The organism is Virgibacillus sp. AGTR (assembly GCF_016919725.2).
GTDB classification, from domain to species: Bacteria; Bacillota; Bacilli; order Bacillales; family Amphibacillaceae; genus Virgibacillus; species Virgibacillus salarius.
Map to the genome: position 1 here is coordinate 12,982 of NZ_JAJERH010000049.1, position 18,009 is coordinate 30,990.

Annotated in this window: 22 protein-coding genes, 1 tRNA gene and 1 pseudogene; 15 read left to right on the forward strand and 9 right to left on the reverse strand. The window is 36.9% G+C overall.

The window, feature by feature from the left end:
* Positions 1-24 precede the first annotated feature (24 nt).
* From cobA to cysC, 7 genes are read left to right on the forward strand one after another with little or no spacing between them, the layout of a single operon-like run.
* Positions 25-804, forward strand: coding sequence for a uroporphyrinogen-III C-methyltransferase (cobA, locus tag JUJ52_RS15875; RefSeq protein ID WP_026683034.1), 780 nt, complete (start codon positions 25-27; stop codon positions 802-804).
* A gap of 17 nt (positions 805-821) precedes the next feature.
* Positions 822-1,553, forward strand: a complete 732-nt coding sequence (locus JUJ52_RS15880) for a sirohydrochlorin chelatase (protein WP_205389348.1) — start codon at positions 822-824, stop codon at positions 1,551-1,553.
* Between the two features lie 30 nt (positions 1,554-1,583).
* A complete protein-coding gene (locus JUJ52_RS15885; protein ID WP_205389347.1) occupies positions 1,584-2,225 on the forward strand; it encodes an NAD(P)-binding protein in 642 nt (213 codons plus the stop codon).
* Positions 2,209-3,024 carry a uroporphyrinogen-III synthase gene (locus JUJ52_RS15890; RefSeq protein ID WP_226983588.1) on the forward strand — a complete coding sequence of 272 codons (816 nt, stop codon included), beginning with the start codon at positions 2,209-2,211 and terminating at the stop codon, positions 3,022-3,024. Before JUJ52_RS15885 ends, JUJ52_RS15890 begins: the two co-directional genes overlap by 17 nt.
* A gap of 40 nt (positions 3,025-3,064) precedes the next feature.
* On the forward strand, positions 3,065-4,234 hold the full coding sequence (sat, locus tag JUJ52_RS15895; protein ID WP_205389718.1) for a sulfate adenylyltransferase: 1,170 nt from the start codon (positions 3,065-3,067) through the stop codon (positions 4,232-4,234).
* An 18-nt stretch (positions 4,235-4,252) separates the two neighbouring features.
* Positions 4,253-6,031, forward strand: a complete 1,779-nt coding sequence (locus tag JUJ52_RS15900) for an SLC13 family permease (protein ID WP_205389345.1) — start codon at positions 4,253-4,255, stop codon at positions 6,029-6,031.
* An 11-nt stretch (positions 6,032-6,042) separates the two neighbouring features.
* A complete protein-coding gene (cysC, locus tag JUJ52_RS15905) occupies positions 6,043-6,645 on the forward strand; it encodes an adenylyl-sulfate kinase (protein WP_026683040.1) in 603 nt (200 codons plus the stop codon).
* Positions 6,646-6,978: 333 nt separating this feature from the next.
* Here the strand turns inward: cysC and JUJ52_RS15910 are convergent, their stop codons facing one another.
* Positions 6,979-7,608 (reverse strand): TetR/AcrR family transcriptional regulator, encoded by a 630-nt coding sequence (locus tag JUJ52_RS15910; protein WP_121604185.1) that lies wholly within the window; start codon positions 7,606-7,608, stop codon positions 6,979-6,981.
* Positions 7,609-7,805: 197 nt separating this feature from the next.
* Here JUJ52_RS15910 and JUJ52_RS15915 point away from each other — a divergent pair, with 197 nt between their 5' ends.
* A complete protein-coding gene (locus tag JUJ52_RS15915; RefSeq protein WP_026683041.1) occupies positions 7,806-8,567 on the forward strand; it encodes an SDR family oxidoreductase in 762 nt (253 codons plus the stop codon).
* Positions 8,568-8,998: 431 nt separating this feature from the next.
* On the opposite strand, the gene JUJ52_RS15920 is transcribed toward JUJ52_RS15915, so the two are convergent.
* A complete protein-coding gene (locus JUJ52_RS15920; protein WP_205389344.1) occupies positions 8,999-9,364 on the reverse strand; it encodes a YybH family protein in 366 nt (121 codons plus the stop codon).
* 155 nt (positions 9,365-9,519) lie between these two features.
* Between JUJ52_RS15920 and JUJ52_RS15925 the strand changes: the two genes are divergently transcribed.
* From JUJ52_RS15925 to JUJ52_RS15945, 5 genes are all read left to right on the forward strand, one after another.
* Complete coding sequence (locus tag JUJ52_RS15925) at positions 9,520-10,074, forward strand: hypothetical protein (protein ID WP_051388470.1); 555 nt, start codon at positions 9,520-9,522, stop codon at positions 10,072-10,074.
* Positions 10,075-10,446: 372 nt separating this feature from the next.
* Positions 10,447-10,647, forward strand: coding sequence for a hypothetical protein (locus JUJ52_RS15930; protein ID WP_228089033.1), 201 nt, complete (start codon positions 10,447-10,449; stop codon positions 10,645-10,647).
* 105 nt (positions 10,648-10,752) lie between these two features.
* Positions 10,753-10,992, forward strand: coding sequence for a glutaredoxin family protein (locus tag JUJ52_RS15935; RefSeq protein ID WP_228089034.1), 240 nt, complete (start codon positions 10,753-10,755; stop codon positions 10,990-10,992).
* 71 nt (positions 10,993-11,063) lie between these two features.
* The gene (locus JUJ52_RS15940) at positions 11,064-11,630 is read left to right on the forward strand and encodes a glycoside hydrolase domain-containing protein (RefSeq protein WP_228089035.1); all 567 of its coding nucleotides are present in this window, start codon (positions 11,064-11,066) and stop codon (positions 11,628-11,630) included.
* Between the two features lie 159 nt (positions 11,631-11,789).
* Complete coding sequence (locus tag JUJ52_RS15945) at positions 11,790-11,999, forward strand: LysM peptidoglycan-binding domain-containing protein (protein ID WP_414617175.1); 210 nt, start codon at positions 11,790-11,792, stop codon at positions 11,997-11,999.
* Positions 12,000-12,266: 267 nt separating this feature from the next.
* Here the strand turns inward: JUJ52_RS15945 and JUJ52_RS15950 are convergent, their stop codons facing one another.
* The 6 genes from JUJ52_RS15950 to JUJ52_RS15975 all read right to left on the reverse strand — a co-directional run bounded on the left by JUJ52_RS15950 (position 12,267) and on the right by JUJ52_RS15975 (position 14,914).
* A complete protein-coding gene (locus tag JUJ52_RS15950) occupies positions 12,267-12,425 on the reverse strand; it encodes a YvrJ family protein (protein WP_228089036.1) in 159 nt (52 codons plus the stop codon).
* Between the two features lie 26 nt (positions 12,426-12,451).
* Positions 12,452-12,673, reverse strand: a complete 222-nt coding sequence (locus JUJ52_RS15955; RefSeq protein WP_228089037.1) for a helix-turn-helix domain-containing protein — start codon at positions 12,671-12,673, stop codon at positions 12,452-12,454.
* Positions 12,674-12,726: 53 nt separating this feature from the next.
* Positions 12,727-13,305, reverse strand: a complete 579-nt coding sequence (locus JUJ52_RS15960) for a sigma-70 family RNA polymerase sigma factor (protein ID WP_228089038.1) — start codon at positions 13,303-13,305, stop codon at positions 12,727-12,729.
* 139 nt (positions 13,306-13,444) lie between these two features.
* A tRNA-Cys gene (locus tag JUJ52_RS15965) sits at positions 13,445-13,517 on the reverse strand.
* Between the two features lie 143 nt (positions 13,518-13,660).
* Positions 13,661-13,936 (reverse strand): hypothetical protein, encoded by a 276-nt coding sequence (locus JUJ52_RS15970; protein WP_228089039.1) that lies wholly within the window; start codon positions 13,934-13,936, stop codon positions 13,661-13,663.
* Entirely contained in the window at positions 13,937-14,914 is a 978-nt protein-coding gene (locus JUJ52_RS15975; protein WP_228089040.1) for an anti-sigma factor C-terminal domain-containing protein, read from the reverse strand.
* A gap of 345 nt (positions 14,915-15,259) precedes the next feature.
* Here JUJ52_RS15975 and JUJ52_RS15980 point away from each other — a divergent pair.
* Positions 15,260-16,390, forward strand: a pseudogene (locus JUJ52_RS15980) (IS110 family RNA-guided transposase); the annotation flags it as partial.
* Positions 16,391-16,505: 115 nt separating this feature from the next.
* Here JUJ52_RS15980 and JUJ52_RS15985 read toward each other — a convergent pair.
* The gene (locus JUJ52_RS15985) at positions 16,506-17,012 is read right to left on the reverse strand and encodes an RNA polymerase sigma factor (protein ID WP_228089041.1); all 507 of its coding nucleotides are present in this window, start codon (positions 17,010-17,012) and stop codon (positions 16,506-16,508) included.
* Positions 17,013-17,162: 150 nt separating this feature from the next.
* Here JUJ52_RS15985 and JUJ52_RS15990 point away from each other — a divergent pair, with 150 nt between their 5' ends.
* Positions 17,163-17,906, forward strand: a complete 744-nt coding sequence (locus tag JUJ52_RS15990; protein WP_228089042.1) for a phospholipase A2 family protein — start codon at positions 17,163-17,165, stop codon at positions 17,904-17,906.
* Positions 17,907-18,009: the final 103 nt, after the last annotated feature.

Consider the following 18,009-nt stretch of genomic DNA (forward strand, 5'->3'; position numbering starts at 1 on the left):
TAATAGAAGAGGCGGGGGTAGGAAATGGGAAAGGTATATTTGGTTGGAGCAGGTCCAGGTGACCCCGATTTGATTACGGTAAAAGGTGCAAAGATCATCGGTCAGTCGGATGTTATTTTATATGATCGTTTAGTGAATGAACAATTATTAGAGGACTATGCACCTAAACAAGCAGAACTGATTTATTGTGGGAAGCGTCCAGATCACCACGCATTAAAGCAGGAGCAAATAAATCAATTACTTTGGCAATATGCAAGGCAAGGGAAGGTTGTTACGCGATTAAAAGGCGGTGACCCTTTTATCTTTGGAAGAGGGGGTGAGGAAGCGCTCACTCTAGGAAAACACCAGATTCCATTTGAAATTGTACCAGGAATTACTTCTGGATCAGCTGCGCCAGCCTATGCCGGAATCCCGTTAACCCATCGACAGATTAGCTCATCTGTTGCTTTTGTGTCGGGAGTAACTCGAAAGGGAGATACAGGTGAGGCATATTGGGAGCACCTTGCTAAGGGCGCTGAAACCTTATGTATTTATATGGGTGTAAAAAACCTTCCAGACATATGCCATTATCTAATTAAATATGGCAGGGATGCAACGACGCCGATTGCCGTTATACATTATGGGACAACACAAGCGCAACAAACGATAACAGGTACGTTGCACACGATAGCAACGAAAGCTAAACATCTAAAAAACCCCTCGATGATTATTATTGGTGAGGTCGTTCGGCTACGTGAACAAATAAAGTGGTTTGAAGGGCTGGCTTATGAAGCATCCGAATCGCCAATTGCTGTCATTGGGTAACAAAGGGAGGAAGCTACATGCAAGCTGTTCTTTATGTAAGTCATGGCAGTAGATACGCTGATGCTACGGCAGAAGCCATATCGTTTCTTGAAACGGTGAAAGAACAGGTGGATATTCCCTTGCAGGAAATCTGCTTTCTCGAATTGGCCACTCCTGATATGAAGCAGGGAATTGCTAATTTGGTAACTCAAGGGGCAACCCGCATCGCAATTGTACCGGTGCTATTATTACAAGCAGGTCATTATTATCACGATATTCCGCAGGTTATTGAGCAGCAAAAGGCATTATATCCAGCTATTTCATTTACCTATGGTCAACCACTTGGTGTACAGGATCGAGTAACGCAGATATTGGCTGAGCGAATGAATCAAGCAGTGGTAACTATGAAGTCAGATATGAAGGTGCTGTTAGTAGGCAGAGGCAGTAGTAATCCACAAACAGTAATCGATATCGAAACCATCGCAAATCGACTAAAAAAAATAACGGGGGTAGCTCATGTGGAAGCATGCTATCTAGCTGCATGTACCCCTGCTTTTGAGGGAAAGTTGCGGGCAGCTGTTACGGAGGAAAACTCGCAAATTGTTATCGTCCCTTATATTTGGTTTACCGGATTTTTGATGCGACATATTCAGCAAAGGATTACAGAAATTGGGGGAAGCAAGAGGGAAATCATCCTTTGTCATCATTTAGGAAAGCATCCGGCAATGCAGGAAGCATTAAAGGATCGCGTTATAGAGGCAATCGTGTAAAGCAATTTTATAAAAAGGATGTTGAATGCAATGGGGCGAATTCCATTAATGCTTGAATTAAATGAAAAGCAAGTAGTTATTGTTGGTGGTGGCACGATAGCAGAACGACGTATAAACACAATCATAGAAAGTGGTGCTTACATTACAGTAATTAGTCCTATGATTAATAAGGCAATTCGAACGGCTTGGGAAGCGGGCTTTCTTACATGGAAACAAAAGACATTCGAGGCAACGGATATCCAGCAGGCTGTACTTGTTGTTGCCGCTACAGACGATCAATTGGTGAATCAATTCGTATCTATGTCAGCACCAGCCGAGTGCCTTGTAAATAATGCTTCAGATGCAAAAGCGAGTCATGTTCATTTTCCTGCATATCTGAAGCAAGGAAGATTGTCCATTAGTATTTCAACCAATGAAGCAAGTCCAGCACTATCATCCAAGATTAAGAAAGAACTTGAACGCATCTATAACAAGGACTATGAAGGCTATGTAGATTTTCTATATCAAAGCAGACAGCTATTGAAACAATCCACCGTGGATAAGCAGCAGCAGAAAAAACTATTACAATCGCTCGTATCTAAGGAATTTCTGTGTAAAGATAAACAACTTCAGGCATTACAGTCGTTAAGAGCAATAACGGGAAGGATCGATGCAAGTGAAGGGATTAAATAATAAGCAGGTAGGTATTGCTGCTACACGTAAAGTGGAAGAGATAGCTACATTAGTTAAAAAAAATGGAGGCATACCCTCCGTATTCTCTATTCAAGGAGAACAAGTATTTGATGATCAAACAAGTGAAGGGAATATTTCAACATTATTGTCAGGATCATTTGATTTCATCATCTTAACTACAGGAATTGGGGCAGCGAGCTTAGAAAGAGTTGCACGAAAGCTCCATTGCTTTTCCGATTTTATTCAGAAGCTAGGACAAACAACATTAGCAATTCGAGGCAGTAAGACATGTCATTGGTTAAAAGAACACGCTATTTCTCCGACATTTGTATCGAAAGATGGCACCATGGGGGATCTTATACAGACGCTTGCTAATCAATCTAATCGGCAGGGGCAGCGTGTTTATTTACAGGCATATAATCAAGATGATTTACAGTTACAAGTAGCATTAGAGCACTTAGGATATGCTGTCTATTTGGCGAAACCATATTATTATAAGCAACCAGATGCTGAGGTATTACGGGAATTAAGGGATGGAATTATTCATCAATTCTTAGATGCTGTTATTTTTACAAGCAAAACACAGGTTCAGAATCTTTTCCACTCCCTTTCACATGAGCATAGAAAACAGGTAATAGCCGCATTTAATAAACATGTCCTAGCTGCTGCAGTTGGAAAAGTAACTGCACAGGAATTAAGAAAGAATCAGATTCAGGATGTTTTTTATCCGACGAAACCGAAGATGGGAAGAATGGTCGTAGAAATGAATCATTATTACGAACAACAGGTTGTTCAATGAAGCGTTATGCCATGAAAGCGAATAGGAGGGAGCTTAAGTGATATCAACAACGGAACAGATAGGAAGTATACCTCATGGAGGTAAATTAATCCAAAGGCAAGTCGCTAAGGAAGAACGGGATGCCTATTTGCAAAAAATAGCGAACGTAAAAACAGTAACAGTAAATACGTGGCATCTCTCCGATTTGGAGTTGATTGCGAATGGAGGCTTTAGCCCTCTTACTGGATTTATGGGGAAGACAAATTATACAAGAGTTGTAGAAGAAATGCGGTTGGAGGATGGCACGATTTGGAGTATCCCCATCACACTAGATGTAGAAAAAGCACAAGCAGAGGCATTGGAAATTGGTGAACAAATCGCACTGATTGGCGAGGATGATGAGGTATATGGTGTCTTATATCTTACCGAGAAGTATCACTATGAAAAGGAAAAAGAAGCAAAGCTTGTGTATGGCACAACTGACCCATCACATCCAGGTGTTAAAAAAGTGTATGAAAAAGGTGATATATATCTAGCTGGTCCTATTCATCTACTTCAAAAGAAAGCAAATAATCAATTCGCTAATTATCAGCTAGATCCAATAGAAACAAGGAAATTATTCGCAGCATTAGGATGGAAAACAATTGTAGGATTTCAAACAAGGAACCCAGTGCACCGCGCACACGAGTATATTCAGAAATGTGCATTAGAATCTGTTGACGGGCTATTGCTTAATCCTTTAGTAGGAGAAACAAAATCAGATGATATCTCAGCTGATATACGAATGAAAAGCTATGAAGTCATCTTAGATAAATATTATCCGAAAGACCGAACGAGACTAGTAATCTATCCTGCAGCGATGCGCTATGCTGGTCCAAGAGAGGCTATCTTACATGCTATTGTTCGAAAAAACTATGGCTGTACGCATTTTATTGTTGGGCGGGACCATGCAGGTGTTGGTGATTATTATGGAACTTACGAAGCGCAGGAGTTAATTTCTCAATACGAGGCAGAGCTAGGAATTCAAATATTTGCATTTGAACATGCATTTTATTGCACAGCATGTGAAAACATGGGAACAGAAAAAACATGTCCACATGATAAATCCTACCACGTTCATTTAAGTGGCACGAAAGTACGTGAGAAGCTACGTAATGGAGAAGAGTTGCCAAAAGAATTTTCACGCCCAGAAGTAGCAAAAGTGTTAAGGGAAGGCTTAAGACAACGTTAAGTAAAGGGAAGGTTCCTCATGTCGAGTGAGATGATCATTGTTTCTATCGTAATTTGTTTCATGATCGGTGGACTTATCATGGATATTGCGCGTCCAGTCATCATTGTGTTTACCACATTAACCATCTTTTTATTAATAGGTATTGTAACACCAGAGGACGCGCTTATTGGTTTTTCTAATGAAGGAATGCTAACCATTGCTCTGTTATTTATTATAGCTGGTGCCATTCAAAAAAGCGGTATTATCGAAGACATTATGAAGAACTGGCTAAATAAAAGTAATAGTTTAATCGGCTCAATGGTCCGAGTACTGATACCAACGTCTACACTTTCTGCATTTTTAAATAATACACCGATTGTTGTTACGTTTACGCCATTAATTAAAAATTGGTGTGAGGAACAGCAAATTGCACCATCAAAATTCTTAATCCCCCTTTCCTATGCGACCATTTTAGGTGGAACCATTACGTTAATGGGGACGTCCACCAACCTTGTCGTACATGGTATGCTAATGGATTACGGCTATGATGGATTTTCAGTCTTTCAGTTAGCAATTATTGGCGTTCCGATTACCATTGTTGGTCTCCTTTATTTGATTGTCATAGGCAGACGCCTGTTACCGGAAAATAAAGGTTTTCAACAGCAGGTAAAAGAGGATTCCCGAGAATATATTGCTGAAATGGTTGTTGAGGATTCGTTTTCAGCGGTAAATCGTAGTGTGAAAGAAGCTGGATTAAGAGAGTTAAAGGGACTTTATTTAATCGAAATTATCCGTGGTAAGGAGCGCGTATCACCTGTCCGCGCTACAACCATTATTCAAGCTGGTGATCGTCTCATTTTTACCGGTATAATCACGGCATTAGCTGAGGTGCAAACAACGAAAGGGTTATCGTTAAGAATGGGAAAGCAAGTTGATTTTGATGATTTAAAGAATGGCAGCTCAACAATTGTAGAAGCTGTTGTATCGCATCAGTCCTCCTTGCTTTCCAAATCGGTAAAGCAATCTAAGTTTCGATCCTTATACGATGCTGGAGTTATTGCAGTTCACCGAGATAGCGAACGAATAAAATCCAAAATTGGTGATATTTTGTTAAAGCCAGGTGATAGCTTACTATTACTAGCAGGAGCCGATTTTATGGAAAAGTATCAGCAATCGGAAGACTTTTATGTAGTAACCCCATTAGATCGACCGAATACATTTCAGCGAAATCCTTTTAAAGGCTGGATAACAATCATTCTCTTTTTAGCGATGATTCTATTGGTTACAATCGGTATATTGAGCATGTTTAAGGCGATGGCCATCGTAGTTGTAATCATGTTAGCAATGAAGGTGATCACAATGGAAGAGGTAAAGAAATATATTCATTTTGATGTGCTATTGCTAATTGCCTGTTCATTTGGTATTGGCATGGCGATGATGAAATCAGGCTTAGCACCTTGGATTGCTGATAAAATATTGAGTGTAGGAGAGCCACTTGGCTTATTTAGCTTACTATTGCTTATCTATATAGCAACAAATCTATTCACGGAAATCATTACAAACAGCGCAGCGGCTATTTTGATGATCCCGATCGTCTTCGAAATGGCAGCTAACCTAGATTTAGAGCCAATGGGCTTTGCAATTACAATGACGATCGCGGCGTCTTCTAGCTTTATTACGCCGATTGGGTATCAAACGAATTTAATTGTCTATGGTCCTGGTGGCTATACATTCAAAGACTATGTAAAAATAGGGACACCCTTAAGTATCTTGGTAATGCTTATTACGGTTATGATTGTATACTTCTGGTGGTTTTAGGAGGGAAAAATGTGACTAAGTCGAAGCATATTGCTTGGCATGACTCGATTGTATCAAAAGAAGCTAGGCAGAAACGAAACAAACATAAAAGTGCAGTACTTTGGTTTACGGGGCTATCTGGCTCCGGGAAATCAACGATTACCGTGGAGCTGGAAAGGAAGCTCTATCAACTAGGTATTTACACGTATCGGCTAGATGGTGATAATATTAGGCATGGATTGAACAAGAATCTTGGGTTTACACCGGAGGATCGAGCGGAAAATATCCGACGAATTGGCGAAGTATCGAAGCTATTTATCGATGCGGGTGTTCTTACATTGACTGCCTTTATCTCTCCATATCGAGAAGACCGCAATCTTGTAAGAGCGCTGCTGCCAGATAAAGAATTTATTGAGGTATATGTAAAATGTAGTTTAGAAGCGTGTGAAGAACGTGATCCCAAGGGATTATATAAAAAAGCACGTGCTGGTACAATAGCGGGTTTTACTGGTGTCGATGCACCTTATGAGGAACCAATTGCTCCTGAACTAACAATTGATACAGAGAAACAATCGATTGAAGAAGCGACGCAGCAGGTTATTAATTACTTGTTAGAAAATGATTATTTAACGTAAGGATAAATGATGCTGTTCGAAGGGAAAACCTTAGAAGAAATTATCTGTATGAATCGTAGCAATTCAAAGGAATGCATATTTATGGCGATACAGCATCAATTCTAGCGTAATGTTAGAACTGTCTCATAAGGTTAAAAAGCTAAGAAAGTATTATATTAGCCCATGTGGATAAAAATGGCGTGTTGAGACGCCCAGCTCCAGCGCCCCGTAACGAGGCGACTTCACGAATCTGGCAGTGAATTTTCTCTCATGCGCAAGCTGAATCATTGCCAAGGAAGAGGAGTGTATTCCAGTTAGTATCGATAAGCTACCTTATGAGACGTTCTTTTTAACTTATGAAGTTGTTTCCGATGCTTCCATTACTTTAGGTGTAAGATATTGCATAGAAATAGGTCTGTTTGACAGCATTTTAATTAATTGGTCAGCCATGTAGTCAGTGGAATATTTGAATCCACCTTTTACCCATTCCATAATCATTCCAAATAACGCATAAGCTTGATAACTTATCTGTAAGTCTTTTTCAATTGAATTGTCTCCCCTGTCCTCTTTTTGCAGCTGTGCAAGGTCGTTCATTGGCAATTTTTTCAAAATATCACATAATTTATTTTGAAAACCTGGTAATACATGTTCGTGATAAATAATGGTTTGATAGAAATCAGCAAAACGTGCCACATGTTCAAATATTTTAATACTAGCAGGGGTCAGGTCATGGAGACTAAATATTTCCTTATTAGCATATGGATCGCGGTAAGATTTAGTTAAATCAGATATGACATCGTCGACTAGCTCATGGAGTAGATCCTCTTGTATTTGGTAGTGCTTATAAAATGTTCCCCGATTTAAATCCGCTGTTTTGACAATATCCGTGATGGTGATTTGTCGTAATTCCTTTTCTTTCATAAGTGTAAGCAACGCAGATTTTAATGCAGTTTTTGACTTATGAATCCGCCGATCTACTTTCATATACAATCTACCACCAATCTGTTTATTATTTTGTTATGTTCAACATCAAGGGTGTTTAATGTTGATTAATCAACATGTTAGCGGTTATTTGAATATTGCTACCTTAAGTATAGTACATTATGCTTCTAGTATACAGTCACATGATATTGTCATTAGTTGGAAGACCTTTTTATATGTAGATAAAGGAGAGATTATGAATGAAATTATCAGGCAAAGTAGCAATTGTTACTGGTGCTGCTTCAGGTATGGGAAAAGCTATTGCTGAGCTCTATGCCAAAGAGGGTGCTAAAGTAATCGTTTCGGATATTAATTTAGAAGGTGCAGATGCGGTAGCTTCTGCCATCGAATCAGCTGGTGGTACAGCAAGAGCAATGAAGACAAACGTAGCAGAACGTGAAGAAATCGACCAATTAATTGATATAACTGTTCAAGAATTTGGGACGCTAGATATTCTAGTCAATAATGCAGGAATTATGGATGGCTTTGAGCCCGCAGGCGAAATCGAAGATGAGAATTGGGAGCGAATCTTTGCCATTAATACAACTGCGGTAATGCGTGCTACAAGAAAAGCCCTACCGATCTTTCTAGAAAAAGGAAAAGGCGTTATTGTTAATACTGCGTCAACTGGCGGTTTAAATGGGGCGCATGCTGGTGCAACATATACTGCTTCCAAACACGCTGTAATTGGTTTTACGAAGAACACTGGCTATATGTATGCAGATAAAGGTATTCGATGTAATGCAATTGCTCCAGGTGGTGTTGCAACCAATATCGGTGCATCCATGAAAAACGTAAACGAGCTTGGAGCAAGTCGTACAAAAGCTGGTCAGGCAGTTATGCCACGTGCTGGACAACCTGAAGAAATTGCCAATGTGGCTCTATTCTTAGCATCTGAAGATTCAAGCTTTATAAATGGTACGGTCATTACTGCAGATGCAGGCTGGACAGCAGCATTCTAATGAAAAAGTACTAGATATGCGGGGGCAAAAGCGTTCTAATCGAAGAAAAAAATGAAACAACTAAAAATGATCGTTCGTTCAACTAATTCGCTCCAGAAATATACGTGCTTCCGCGTTCGGCTGGTGTCCCTCCTCTTGCTGTTGAAATGTCGTACTACGATGTCTGCTCGAAGCCTTTTATCTTGTACTCTCGCATGATAAGGAAGACTTCGACAGCAGTACATCGCACGCAGGAAAAGCGATCTTCTTTTTTCAACAATCTACGAATATTTGCTATTGTGCATCTTTAGAATGGACTGTTTTAGTTAGATCCTATCCTATCCCTTTTCCATTATATAAAAATGAAGATAACTTGCTCGTATACAAAGGTTGTGTCCTTAATTGTTTAGCTATTATGTAGAATTTTTCTTGCTAAACGTTATGTGATGAACTCACAAACTACTTAAATGCTCGTGAATAAGCCTCCACTTCCCATCCTCCGTTTGTACAAAAACATTCGTTGCACGTCCGCTTCCTGAAACAAGCCGCCCTTCATAGTACCCTTTATAATGGTAGTTGTAGATACAGGTTGCTGTATGTTCATCGACAGCGATCCACTGAATGTTTTTTGCTTGGTAAATTTCATCCTCAATTGTCCTCCACGCGTGCTCGAAATACATTTTTATTTTAGGGATGGAAGCACAGGTTTTATCGGTAAACCAATAATGTGCATCCTTATGTAACATCTTTTCAACCTGTTGGAAATCATGTGAGTTCGTTGCATCTATATACTGTGTAAGTGCATTTTTATAGTTCATGATTAGTCACTCCTCTTATGTTTCGTTTTAATTGTACCTGTTAAAAGTATAGCTTTGTTTACGCACAAAAACAAGAATATACGTTCGTTTATTTATGCTGTTGACATTTTAATTCAGAAATTTATAAAATTAGATTAGGGATGGGGAGGGAGAAAATGTATATTATCTTAGGAATTGGTATAATTGCTGTTGTTATTGTTTTATTTTCAATAGCTAAATTTGCAGCGTTTTCGGAGTTTATGAGTGGTTTTAAAAAAGGGACATTTGAAAAGTTAATGATTGGGCTTTCCGTTGCAGGCGTTGTATCGCTCGCTTATGGAATTTATTATGAAGTGACCTATCAACCACCCTATTTAGATATACAGGTGAATGGGAATGAACATACAGTTTTTGGTGAAATTGGTGATGTCGGATATTATGGTGATGGACTTGTAACTAAAGATAAAGAAGCCAATCTTCATCTTGTCACATGGGAAGATTGGAATTTAGAGGGCAACACGGTAGTAGAGCTTACCTATCCATCAGGTGCAACGGAAACGTGGGAGGCAAATATAACCGAATTAAATGACCAAGTAATCAATGGTTTGGCAGAAGCGCATGATGTGCAAAGTATATATGAGCTTTCCCCCTATACATTTACGGAATCAGGAAATGTAGAAGTACGTATACAGGAAGCCGAGGCTAGCTTTATTATTGAAGTAAAGGAATGATCATCAAAAAAAGGATGACAGATGTCTATGTCCCCTTTTTTGATTTGCGCATAACAGAGTTGCCCGTTTAGCGACATCCATCTTCCGCGACTACGGATCCTTGCGATAAGTCAACATCAAAATGCTTACACTTCACTGTGTTGCCTTTAGCTCATGCCAAGTGATTCGAGTAGGCGCTATGTCAGTAACCAGGTGATTGCTCCTTTGTCATAGTCTAAGAAATCACAGAAAATTATAAAATTTACCCACGTGGATAAATAAGCGGGTGTTGAATTTTATTTTGCGACTGGCGAAGATCCAATAAAAATGGAGTGCATTAATCCTGAATTAAAAAACTAAATATTGCAAAAATTAAAAAGTATGGAGGGAAGTTTGCTGCAGCAGAAATTTAATAAAGCGTTATTGACGAAACTGGATGAACAACAACAGTATATAGATAATTCAATTAAAAAAAGAGACGAGCACCTTTTAAATCAAATTAAAAACATGCAGCAAGCACGCATTGAAAATAACGCTTCCGTTGAAAGCAAAGGTTTCTTTGCTAAATTATTTAAGATGAAAAGAGGCGATTAACAGAAAAGATTTGACTTTTTTAGAAAAAGTATGCGATTTTTTGATTTTCCCTCTTTTTTTATCTCTTTTATATAAATAAATGGTTATTGAAAGGAGAGAATGCATTTGAAAAATATAATTGTGTATGGAACTGAATGGTGTTCTTATTGTGTTAAGTTAAAAAAATGGCTAAAAGAGAATAACTATGGGTACGAATTTAAAGATATAGACAATGAGGAAAATAATAAAGAATTCGATACGCTTGAGGTTCAGGGAATTCCGTTTGTAATTATTAATGATAATAAATCAACCCATACAGTTGAAGGGTTCAATCCTGAAAAAATCAAAAAAATAATGGTTAGTTGATTGAACACTTACATATAGAGTAGCTACAGCTGCTCTTTTTATTTTTAGTACAAAAATAGGGGGGACGTTTTTTGATACAAGGTTTTGATTGTGCTACAAAGCTAACAAGTGCCAGTGCAGTAAAGTTAAAAAACGCTGGGTTTAACTTTGCATTACGTTATCTAGGTAACAGCTGGAAGTCTTTTGATAAAGCAGAAGTAATGATCATTCAGAAAGCAGGATTAGATTTATGCTCTATCTATCAAACTTCTGCGAATAATTCTTCTTATTTTAGTAAAGATCAGGGGAAGAAAGACGGTAGGCAAGCAACAACATGGGCAAACAATGTAGGGCAGCCAAAAGGTAGTGTTATTTATTTTGCTGTCGATTATGCAGCGGATGGAAGATCACAACTAAATAATGTCAAATCCTACTTTGAAGGTGTAAAGTCAACCAACAAAGACTTTAAAGTAGGAGCTTATGGATCCTATGCGGTAATGGAAGCATTAAAAGGATTCATAGATTACTACTGGCAGACGGATGCCTGGTCAAATGGAATAATATCTAGTCATGTTCATTTAAGACAATATCAAAACAATGTAACAGTCGAGGGTATCAAAGTTGATAAAAATGAGGCATATAAGCCCGGTATTGGTTAGTGGGGGAAAGGGAGCCTAAGTAATAAATCATCTAAAATATCTGGAAACATATATAGAGTTGCACCGGGAGACACTTTATCTGGCATCGCAAACAGAGCCGGTACTACTATAAAATCCTTGCAAAATCTTAATGATATCCGTAATCCAGACATTATACAAGTGGGACAAAATCTTATACTCAAAGATCCTTCCCAAGCGACCAATAATATAAATACCTACACCATTAAAGATGGCGACACACTTAGCGGGATTGCTGCTAAATATGGTACAACAATAAAACAGCTGCAACATTTAAATAACATTAAAAGTCCGCATAAAATATTTGCTGGCCAAAAGATAAAAATTACCGAAAATATTTTAGTTAAATAATATCCCATCAGAAATAAGCGGGCTTCTTAATATTAAGAAGCTCGCTTATTTCTAGAGTATCGCCTTACAAGTAATGTTCACTTAATGTTACAAATATAATGCTTTATATTATTAGAAATTTTTAGTTGATCAGTAATTGCATTAACTAACATTTTTTCCTCTTCAGGTGTAAGTTCGTTTTCGACTAAACATTTTGTAAATGAGGCTTGTACCTCCCTAGATTTACAATAGCACTCAAATAATTTAGAATTATCCATTACTTATCCCTCACTTTTTTAGCTCTTTGACTGCATTTTTCAGTTCTGAAATAACCGAAGCTAAGTTTTCTATTTTCTTTTCAAATCGCACAAATAAATAAATTGTTATCATGACAGGAAAACCAAAATTACCCAATATATTAATTAATGCAGCATAGTCGTTTTCCATCAGCAAACCTTCCTCTCTAAAAATATTTATCCATCGCCACAATCAATAAACTCAAAAAATGTAGGAACCTCTAGCAATTGTAGCTTTTCTATTTTTTCTAAAATCTTTATGGTTATTTCTTGTTCCAAGTCCGACCTTTCTTGATAGGGAGTATTTCGTAAGTTTTTTCTAATTGATGGCTCAAAAAATGAAATAATTCTTAATAAGTTTCCTTCCTCTAAAGCTGACAATAAGCTCTGGTTATCCATAATGAAGTATCATTCCTTTCACTGTACTTATAAAATTAGTGAAAATAAATCATCTAACTTATATGACTTTTTAATTTTTTCAGCGCTGTTTTATGGTTATATGAAATTGTTTGTTCAGATTTATCTAACGCAGATGCAACCTCTTTATTATTTAGTCCATGCACATAAATTAGTTCTAAAATCCTTAACTGAATTTCTTTTAGTGATTTAAGACTTTGATAAAGGCCTTCATCCTCTATTTGGTCCAAAAAAGTTTGGTGTTGCTGAAAATCAGCAAATGTTAAATCTTTTTGAGAGGAAAAATAAACCTCCAATAGCTGTTGACCATCTTGCTGATCATTGGAATTTGATTCTGTATCGGGAGCATAAACTTCTTTATTTTTGTAGCTACTTATTTTTTTGTCATAGTCAATAGAATAAAAATAAATTAATTTCGATATATAGCTTAAAACTTTTACTGATTTATAATAATTTCGGAATGCATCATCTAGTTTCTTTACATTGTCCTTATCTTGGGAATTATTTAGTGCTTTCTGAAAAAGAGCATAATTCTTTTTATCTTTCAAAAAATTATTAACAATAGGTTGATTCATTTTAGATTTGCATCTTTTTATCAATTCTGTTTTGTCCATATAATTACCCCCTATTAAATAAAGAGAAAAAAGTATATCATTTATAAAAAAGAACGTATGTTCTTATTTTATCATTTGCAAGTTTTTTTATCTATATAAAAACTCTTATTCATTTTTTGAATAAGAGCTAATAGTTTTAAGGTGGTAATCGGAATCGAACCGATGTATAAAGGTTTTGCAGACCTTCGCCTTTCCATCTTGGCTATACCACCATGAATATTTACTTGTTATTGTCTAAAGAGGAGCCAGCTTTTAAATTATCAAAATGAAAAATATTTTTTATCATGTTTCAAGAAAAAAACGCACTCCATTAAGAAGTACGTTTCTCTCTTGAAATATTTAGCAAGCTAGGGTATTAAGGCTGAGGGTTAATTGTTGTTCCTAGAATCATAACAACTAATATATACAATAACGTAGAGGCGTTCAAAGCAATTCCCCATAGGCCGTAGACTTTGCTTTGCTTGTCAAAACTCCCTACAATTCCCGTTAGAATTCCTATCCCTTGCGGTATAAAATATAAGAAGAAAAAGTTATTGTACAATATACTTATATTTATAACCAAAAGACTAAATAATCCCATTGCTACTGATATATATCCCGTTGTATAGAAAAATCGATTTTTGGTTATCATTTAATATCCCTCCCGCTTATTCCAATTCCAATTCTCTGTTTCTCCGATATAGATACCTTTAAATGCTTCTTGTCGTTCCATCTTTAAGATTTCCTTTGATGGTCCTGTTACAACAATCCCATAGATCCTTATATCATTTTCTTTTAAATATTTTAATCGTTCCTGTGCCGCCATAGATATATCTGGTCGGATACTATTTACCATTGCTTCATGTTGATCTAAAAATTGAAGCTGTTCCATAAAAAGCTCTTGATTATCTTCAGATTCAAAATTAGAATTAGCCGGTGCTTCATTATTTTCAGGATAGCCAATCGGTGAAACAAATCGTCCCTCCTCATCTACCATCTCTTTTTCTACACCAGTGTCTACCGCATTCCAAACTAAATCAATATCATATTCAGCTATCAAGTCTTTAATTTCTTCCGACGCATAAGCCTTATCTAAAGATAAGTACGCTTCACTTACAGTTCCTTCTGATACATTCTCCAGCTGTTCCCACCCTAGAGTTAAATGATTCCGTAAAGGATTATTACTAGGATATTGAAAGACGTATTCCTGATCCATTGCAGACATTGGTATATCGTTAATTAATAGTTTCTCGGTGACATCTTGATTGTTACCGGGCGTTATTTCTGTATGATAATCGCCTGCATTGAATATTACTCCCCCAACTTGTTTGTATAATGGAGCAGATAGATGTAATCCAAAAAATGGTGTGATTTCTGATTCCATTTCCATATCTCCAATTTGAAGATTCGGCCTTGTTAATGAATAAATTGTTTCCGCAGCAATAATTTCATTATTTGCCTTACTGCTGACACTATAATAAGCAACACTCAAGAAAAAGGTAGCCGGAACAATAATTAAAATAATTGTTAAAATCGTTAGAATGGTATTCCACCTTGCTTTTAATTTAGATGCCTTAATAATATCCATCTGTTTTTTTTCTGTTAACTCTTTATCTTTAAATCGGTTCATGAAGCTCCCTCCTCGTATATTATGTTTAGGCGTTTATTTTACGCCCATTATTTCCTTACTAGCTAACCTTTAATAAATCAAATATCTTAGACGTTACGTGATGTCCCTAGATAATGGTCTTAGGATCATTTGAGACAATTCTTTTCACTCCTGCGGGCTTAACCGCATTGTAAGACTGTTTCCCAGTGTTCGCTTCGACCTTCATACACGCAGGCTGTACACCTTGAGGTTCGAACCTAAATGTTAGTAGCTTTAGGGTTGCTATCGATGCAAGGATAGTACTCATACACAAGGAAGCTGATCGGCGTTCACACTAGGGATATACCAGAGCGTCCAAGATTTTGTTCCAATGATTTACCTGGTGCCACCCTGTTAAGAGATCAAATCTTGAACGTTGTTCAAGGTAAATCTGTTAGTGAATTACGTATCGGTCTTGAATCGACTAGTGTTTATAGCTTTCATCCATCTATGTATTTACACAATGACGAATCCATTCGTGCACTTGGCGGACAAGTGCTGGTCATGAATCCTAAACAGATAGCCAATTTCAAGAAAAGCTATAGCGATATGAATAAGACAGACGAAATTGATGCATTTGTCATTGACGATTATTTACGTTTTGATCGTTTGCCGATGTCGGTTGTGAAAGGTGAACAATACGTTGCTCTTCAACAATTGACACGTTCCCGTTATAATATTGTCCGTCAAATCACGCAGGAAAAGTAGCGTTTCCTTCAGTATTTAAGCTATTAATGCAATACGTTCACTGAAGAAGTAGAGTCTTCGATATTTGGAAAAGCGATGATGGATCTTTTCCTTGAAAACTATAGTTTGGACGAGTTATCCAACATGTCCTTAGAGGACTTAGCTAATTATCTACGGACTAAAGGCAAAAATAGATTCCCTGATCCAGAATATGTTGCGAAATCTATTAAACAGGCTGTTCGTTCTTCCTACCGTTTGACAAAGTAGTTGAAGATTCCATTGATACGATACTTGGCACTTCTATTACGTTGATTCGTACATTTGAAAAAGATCAAAGAACTTGATAAATCAATTGAGCGAATCATGAAAGGCGTACCGCAAACACTACAAACTGTGCCTGGCATTGGTTCAGTATTTGCCGCCGGCATTATTGCTGAAATTGGACAAATTGAACGTTTCGGAGACGAAACGAAGATTGCCATATGCAGGCCTTTATTGGCGTAAGCACCAATCAGGTCGTTTCACAGCAGATGATACATCATTATCGAGTAATGGAAATCAGTATCTCTGATATTATCTAGTTGAAGCCCCCAACTCGGTAAGAAGGCAAATTCCTGAATACAAGAGTATTACACGAAAAAGTATCAAGAAGTCCCGAAGCATCAACACAAAAGAACCCTCGTCTTAACCGCAAGAAAATTTGTGCGTTTGGTGGATGCGCTACTACGTAAAAACCAAATTTATACGCCCGAAAGGAGCGTTTATACATGAAGCATAAATAGCTTCTAAATTCCTTTTCAAACTCCTAGTATTTTACATGAATTTACTGGATTAGTTTAGTGTTGCTTTTTTTAGATAAATTGTACCTTGATAATCAAATAATTAATTATTTTTCTTTTGACATATCACCGCAGGTCTTATACTTCAATCTAATGGTTTTTCTCCCACGATGAACAAGGGTCTTAAAGGTTGCAGTTTTGATTCCCATAATCTGCGCCCCTTCCTCATAGGTTAAATCTCTAAAATCTTTTAAAATGATTGCTTTTCTCTGATTTAGGGGAAGGTTATTTATAATTTCCGTAATATCGTCAACAATATCATTAGTTACAATAATATCTTCTAACACCAAGGACACGGAGTTATCCTCTTTGAAAACTTCGGGTGTTACTATTATTCGTTTATTCTTTCTGAAATCATCAATAAACTTATTTTTAGCAATGGTAAATAGCCAAGCCTTTGTATTACCTTCTTTGTAAGCATCCATATTAATGAAGGCTTTGTAAAACGTATCTTGAAGAAGGTCCTCTGCCATGTGTTCATCCCTTGTCATTGTTAAAAGGAACCTATAAACATCGTTTGCATACAGCTTGAATAATTCTTCAATTGAATTCATATTCCCTCCTCTTTCCTTATAAACGAATAATAAGAAAAAACCGTTTCAAAATCTTTTATAAAAATAATTTTAATTTTGATATTTTATAAGATAAACCTCTTTAAATAATAACAGGATTGATCCTGAAATATTATTAAGGAGGATGTATATATGAATTTTTTAAATGGTAAGTACCTAAGTGGTATGGAATTAAGTCAAGTCAAGGAAAAAACGTTAAATAAAGAGAAGGTAAAATCCCTTTTTGATGAGTTTTCTAAGGACTTAAACGTGACATATGATGATCTCAAAATTCAATCTTACTCTTATGATTTTGTTGGCACTGGAAATGAAATCTTCATTGCTAATACTACAAAATTATTTATTGAAAATAAATTTAATATTGTAGTTACAGAAGGCATCTATGAAGGGGAGAAAGTTGAAGTTGTATTGGGTGACAAAGTAGCAAAAGAAAATGGAGAAGTATTATTTAAAGAATATGGATTTGTTGATAACGATGTTGTAATCACTGAGGAAACACCGTATACCAATCAGCTAGAAAAAGAAGTCCAGGATGCTATTGCGGAAGATAAGTTATTGCCAGATCAAACATCATATGTACCTGGAACAGCAGCAGAAAAAATTCAACCTAAAGGTTTATTCGATTTTTGTTTGCCGGGAGGATACAAATGGTGCGGTAAAGGTTGTGGCTATCAAACCGGTGGTGGTAAACCAATTAATGGGGTAGACAGATGCTGCCGAACTCATGATAATTGTTATGGGGCTTTTAAAACAAACCGTTGTTCAAAATGTGACAGACCTCTGATTGACTGTGTTCTGAGACAAAAGGGTAACAATGTAGCGAAGAGTGCTATTTATTCTTACTTTTATGGCAAATGTAACCTCATTATTACATGATTTTTGCTTAGGTTTCATAAAAATAACTAACTATATGTATAAAGGGTCTGGGACAAAACCCAGTAACTGAAAAAAGTGGTACGCCAATTTAGGGCGTATCACT

Coding starts and splice junctions, on each gene's coding strand:
- JUJ52_RS15885 (WP_205389347.1), top strand. CDS start 1,584: ATGGGGCGAATTCCATTAATGCTTGAATTAAATGAAAAGCAAGTAGTT.
- JUJ52_RS15920 (WP_205389344.1), bottom strand. CDS start 9,364: ATGAACTATAAAAATGCACTTACACAGTATATAGATGCAACGAACTCA.
- JUJ52_RS15915 (WP_026683041.1), top strand. CDS start 7,806: ATGAAATTATCAGGCAAAGTAGCAATTGTTACTGGTGCTGCTTCAGGT.
- cobA (WP_026683034.1), top strand. CDS start 25: ATGGGAAAGGTATATTTGGTTGGAGCAGGTCCAGGTGACCCCGATTTG.
- JUJ52_RS15985 (WP_228089041.1), bottom strand. CDS start 17,012: ATGAATTCAATTGAAGAATTATTCAAGCTGTATGCAAACGATGTTTAT.
- JUJ52_RS15990 (WP_228089042.1), top strand. CDS start 17,163: ATGAATTTTTTAAATGGTAAGTACCTAAGTGGTATGGAATTAAGTCAA.
- JUJ52_RS15970 (WP_228089039.1), bottom strand. CDS start 13,936: ATGATAACCAAAAATCGATTTTTCTATACAACGGGATATATATCAGTA.
- JUJ52_RS15960 (WP_228089038.1), bottom strand. CDS start 13,305: ATGGACAAAACAGAATTGATAAAAAGATGCAAATCTAAAATGAATCAA.
- JUJ52_RS15925 (WP_051388470.1), top strand. CDS start 9,520: ATGTATATTATCTTAGGAATTGGTATAATTGCTGTTGTTATTGTTTTA.
- JUJ52_RS15900 (WP_205389345.1), top strand. CDS start 4,253: ATGTCGAGTGAGATGATCATTGTTTCTATCGTAATTTGTTTCATGATC.
- JUJ52_RS15975 (WP_228089040.1), bottom strand. CDS start 14,914: ATGAACCGATTTAAAGATAAAGAGTTAACAGAAAAAAAACAGATGGAT.
- JUJ52_RS15955 (WP_228089037.1), bottom strand. CDS start 12,673: ATGGATAACCAGAGCTTATTGTCAGCTTTAGAGGAAGGAAACTTATTA.
- JUJ52_RS15910 (WP_121604185.1), bottom strand. CDS start 7,608: ATGAAAGTAGATCGGCGGATTCATAAGTCAAAAACTGCATTAAAATCT.
- JUJ52_RS15880 (WP_205389348.1), top strand. CDS start 822: ATGCAAGCTGTTCTTTATGTAAGTCATGGCAGTAGATACGCTGATGCT.
- JUJ52_RS15950 (WP_228089036.1), bottom strand. CDS start 12,425: ATGGAAAACGACTATGCTGCATTAATTAATATATTGGGTAATTTTGGT.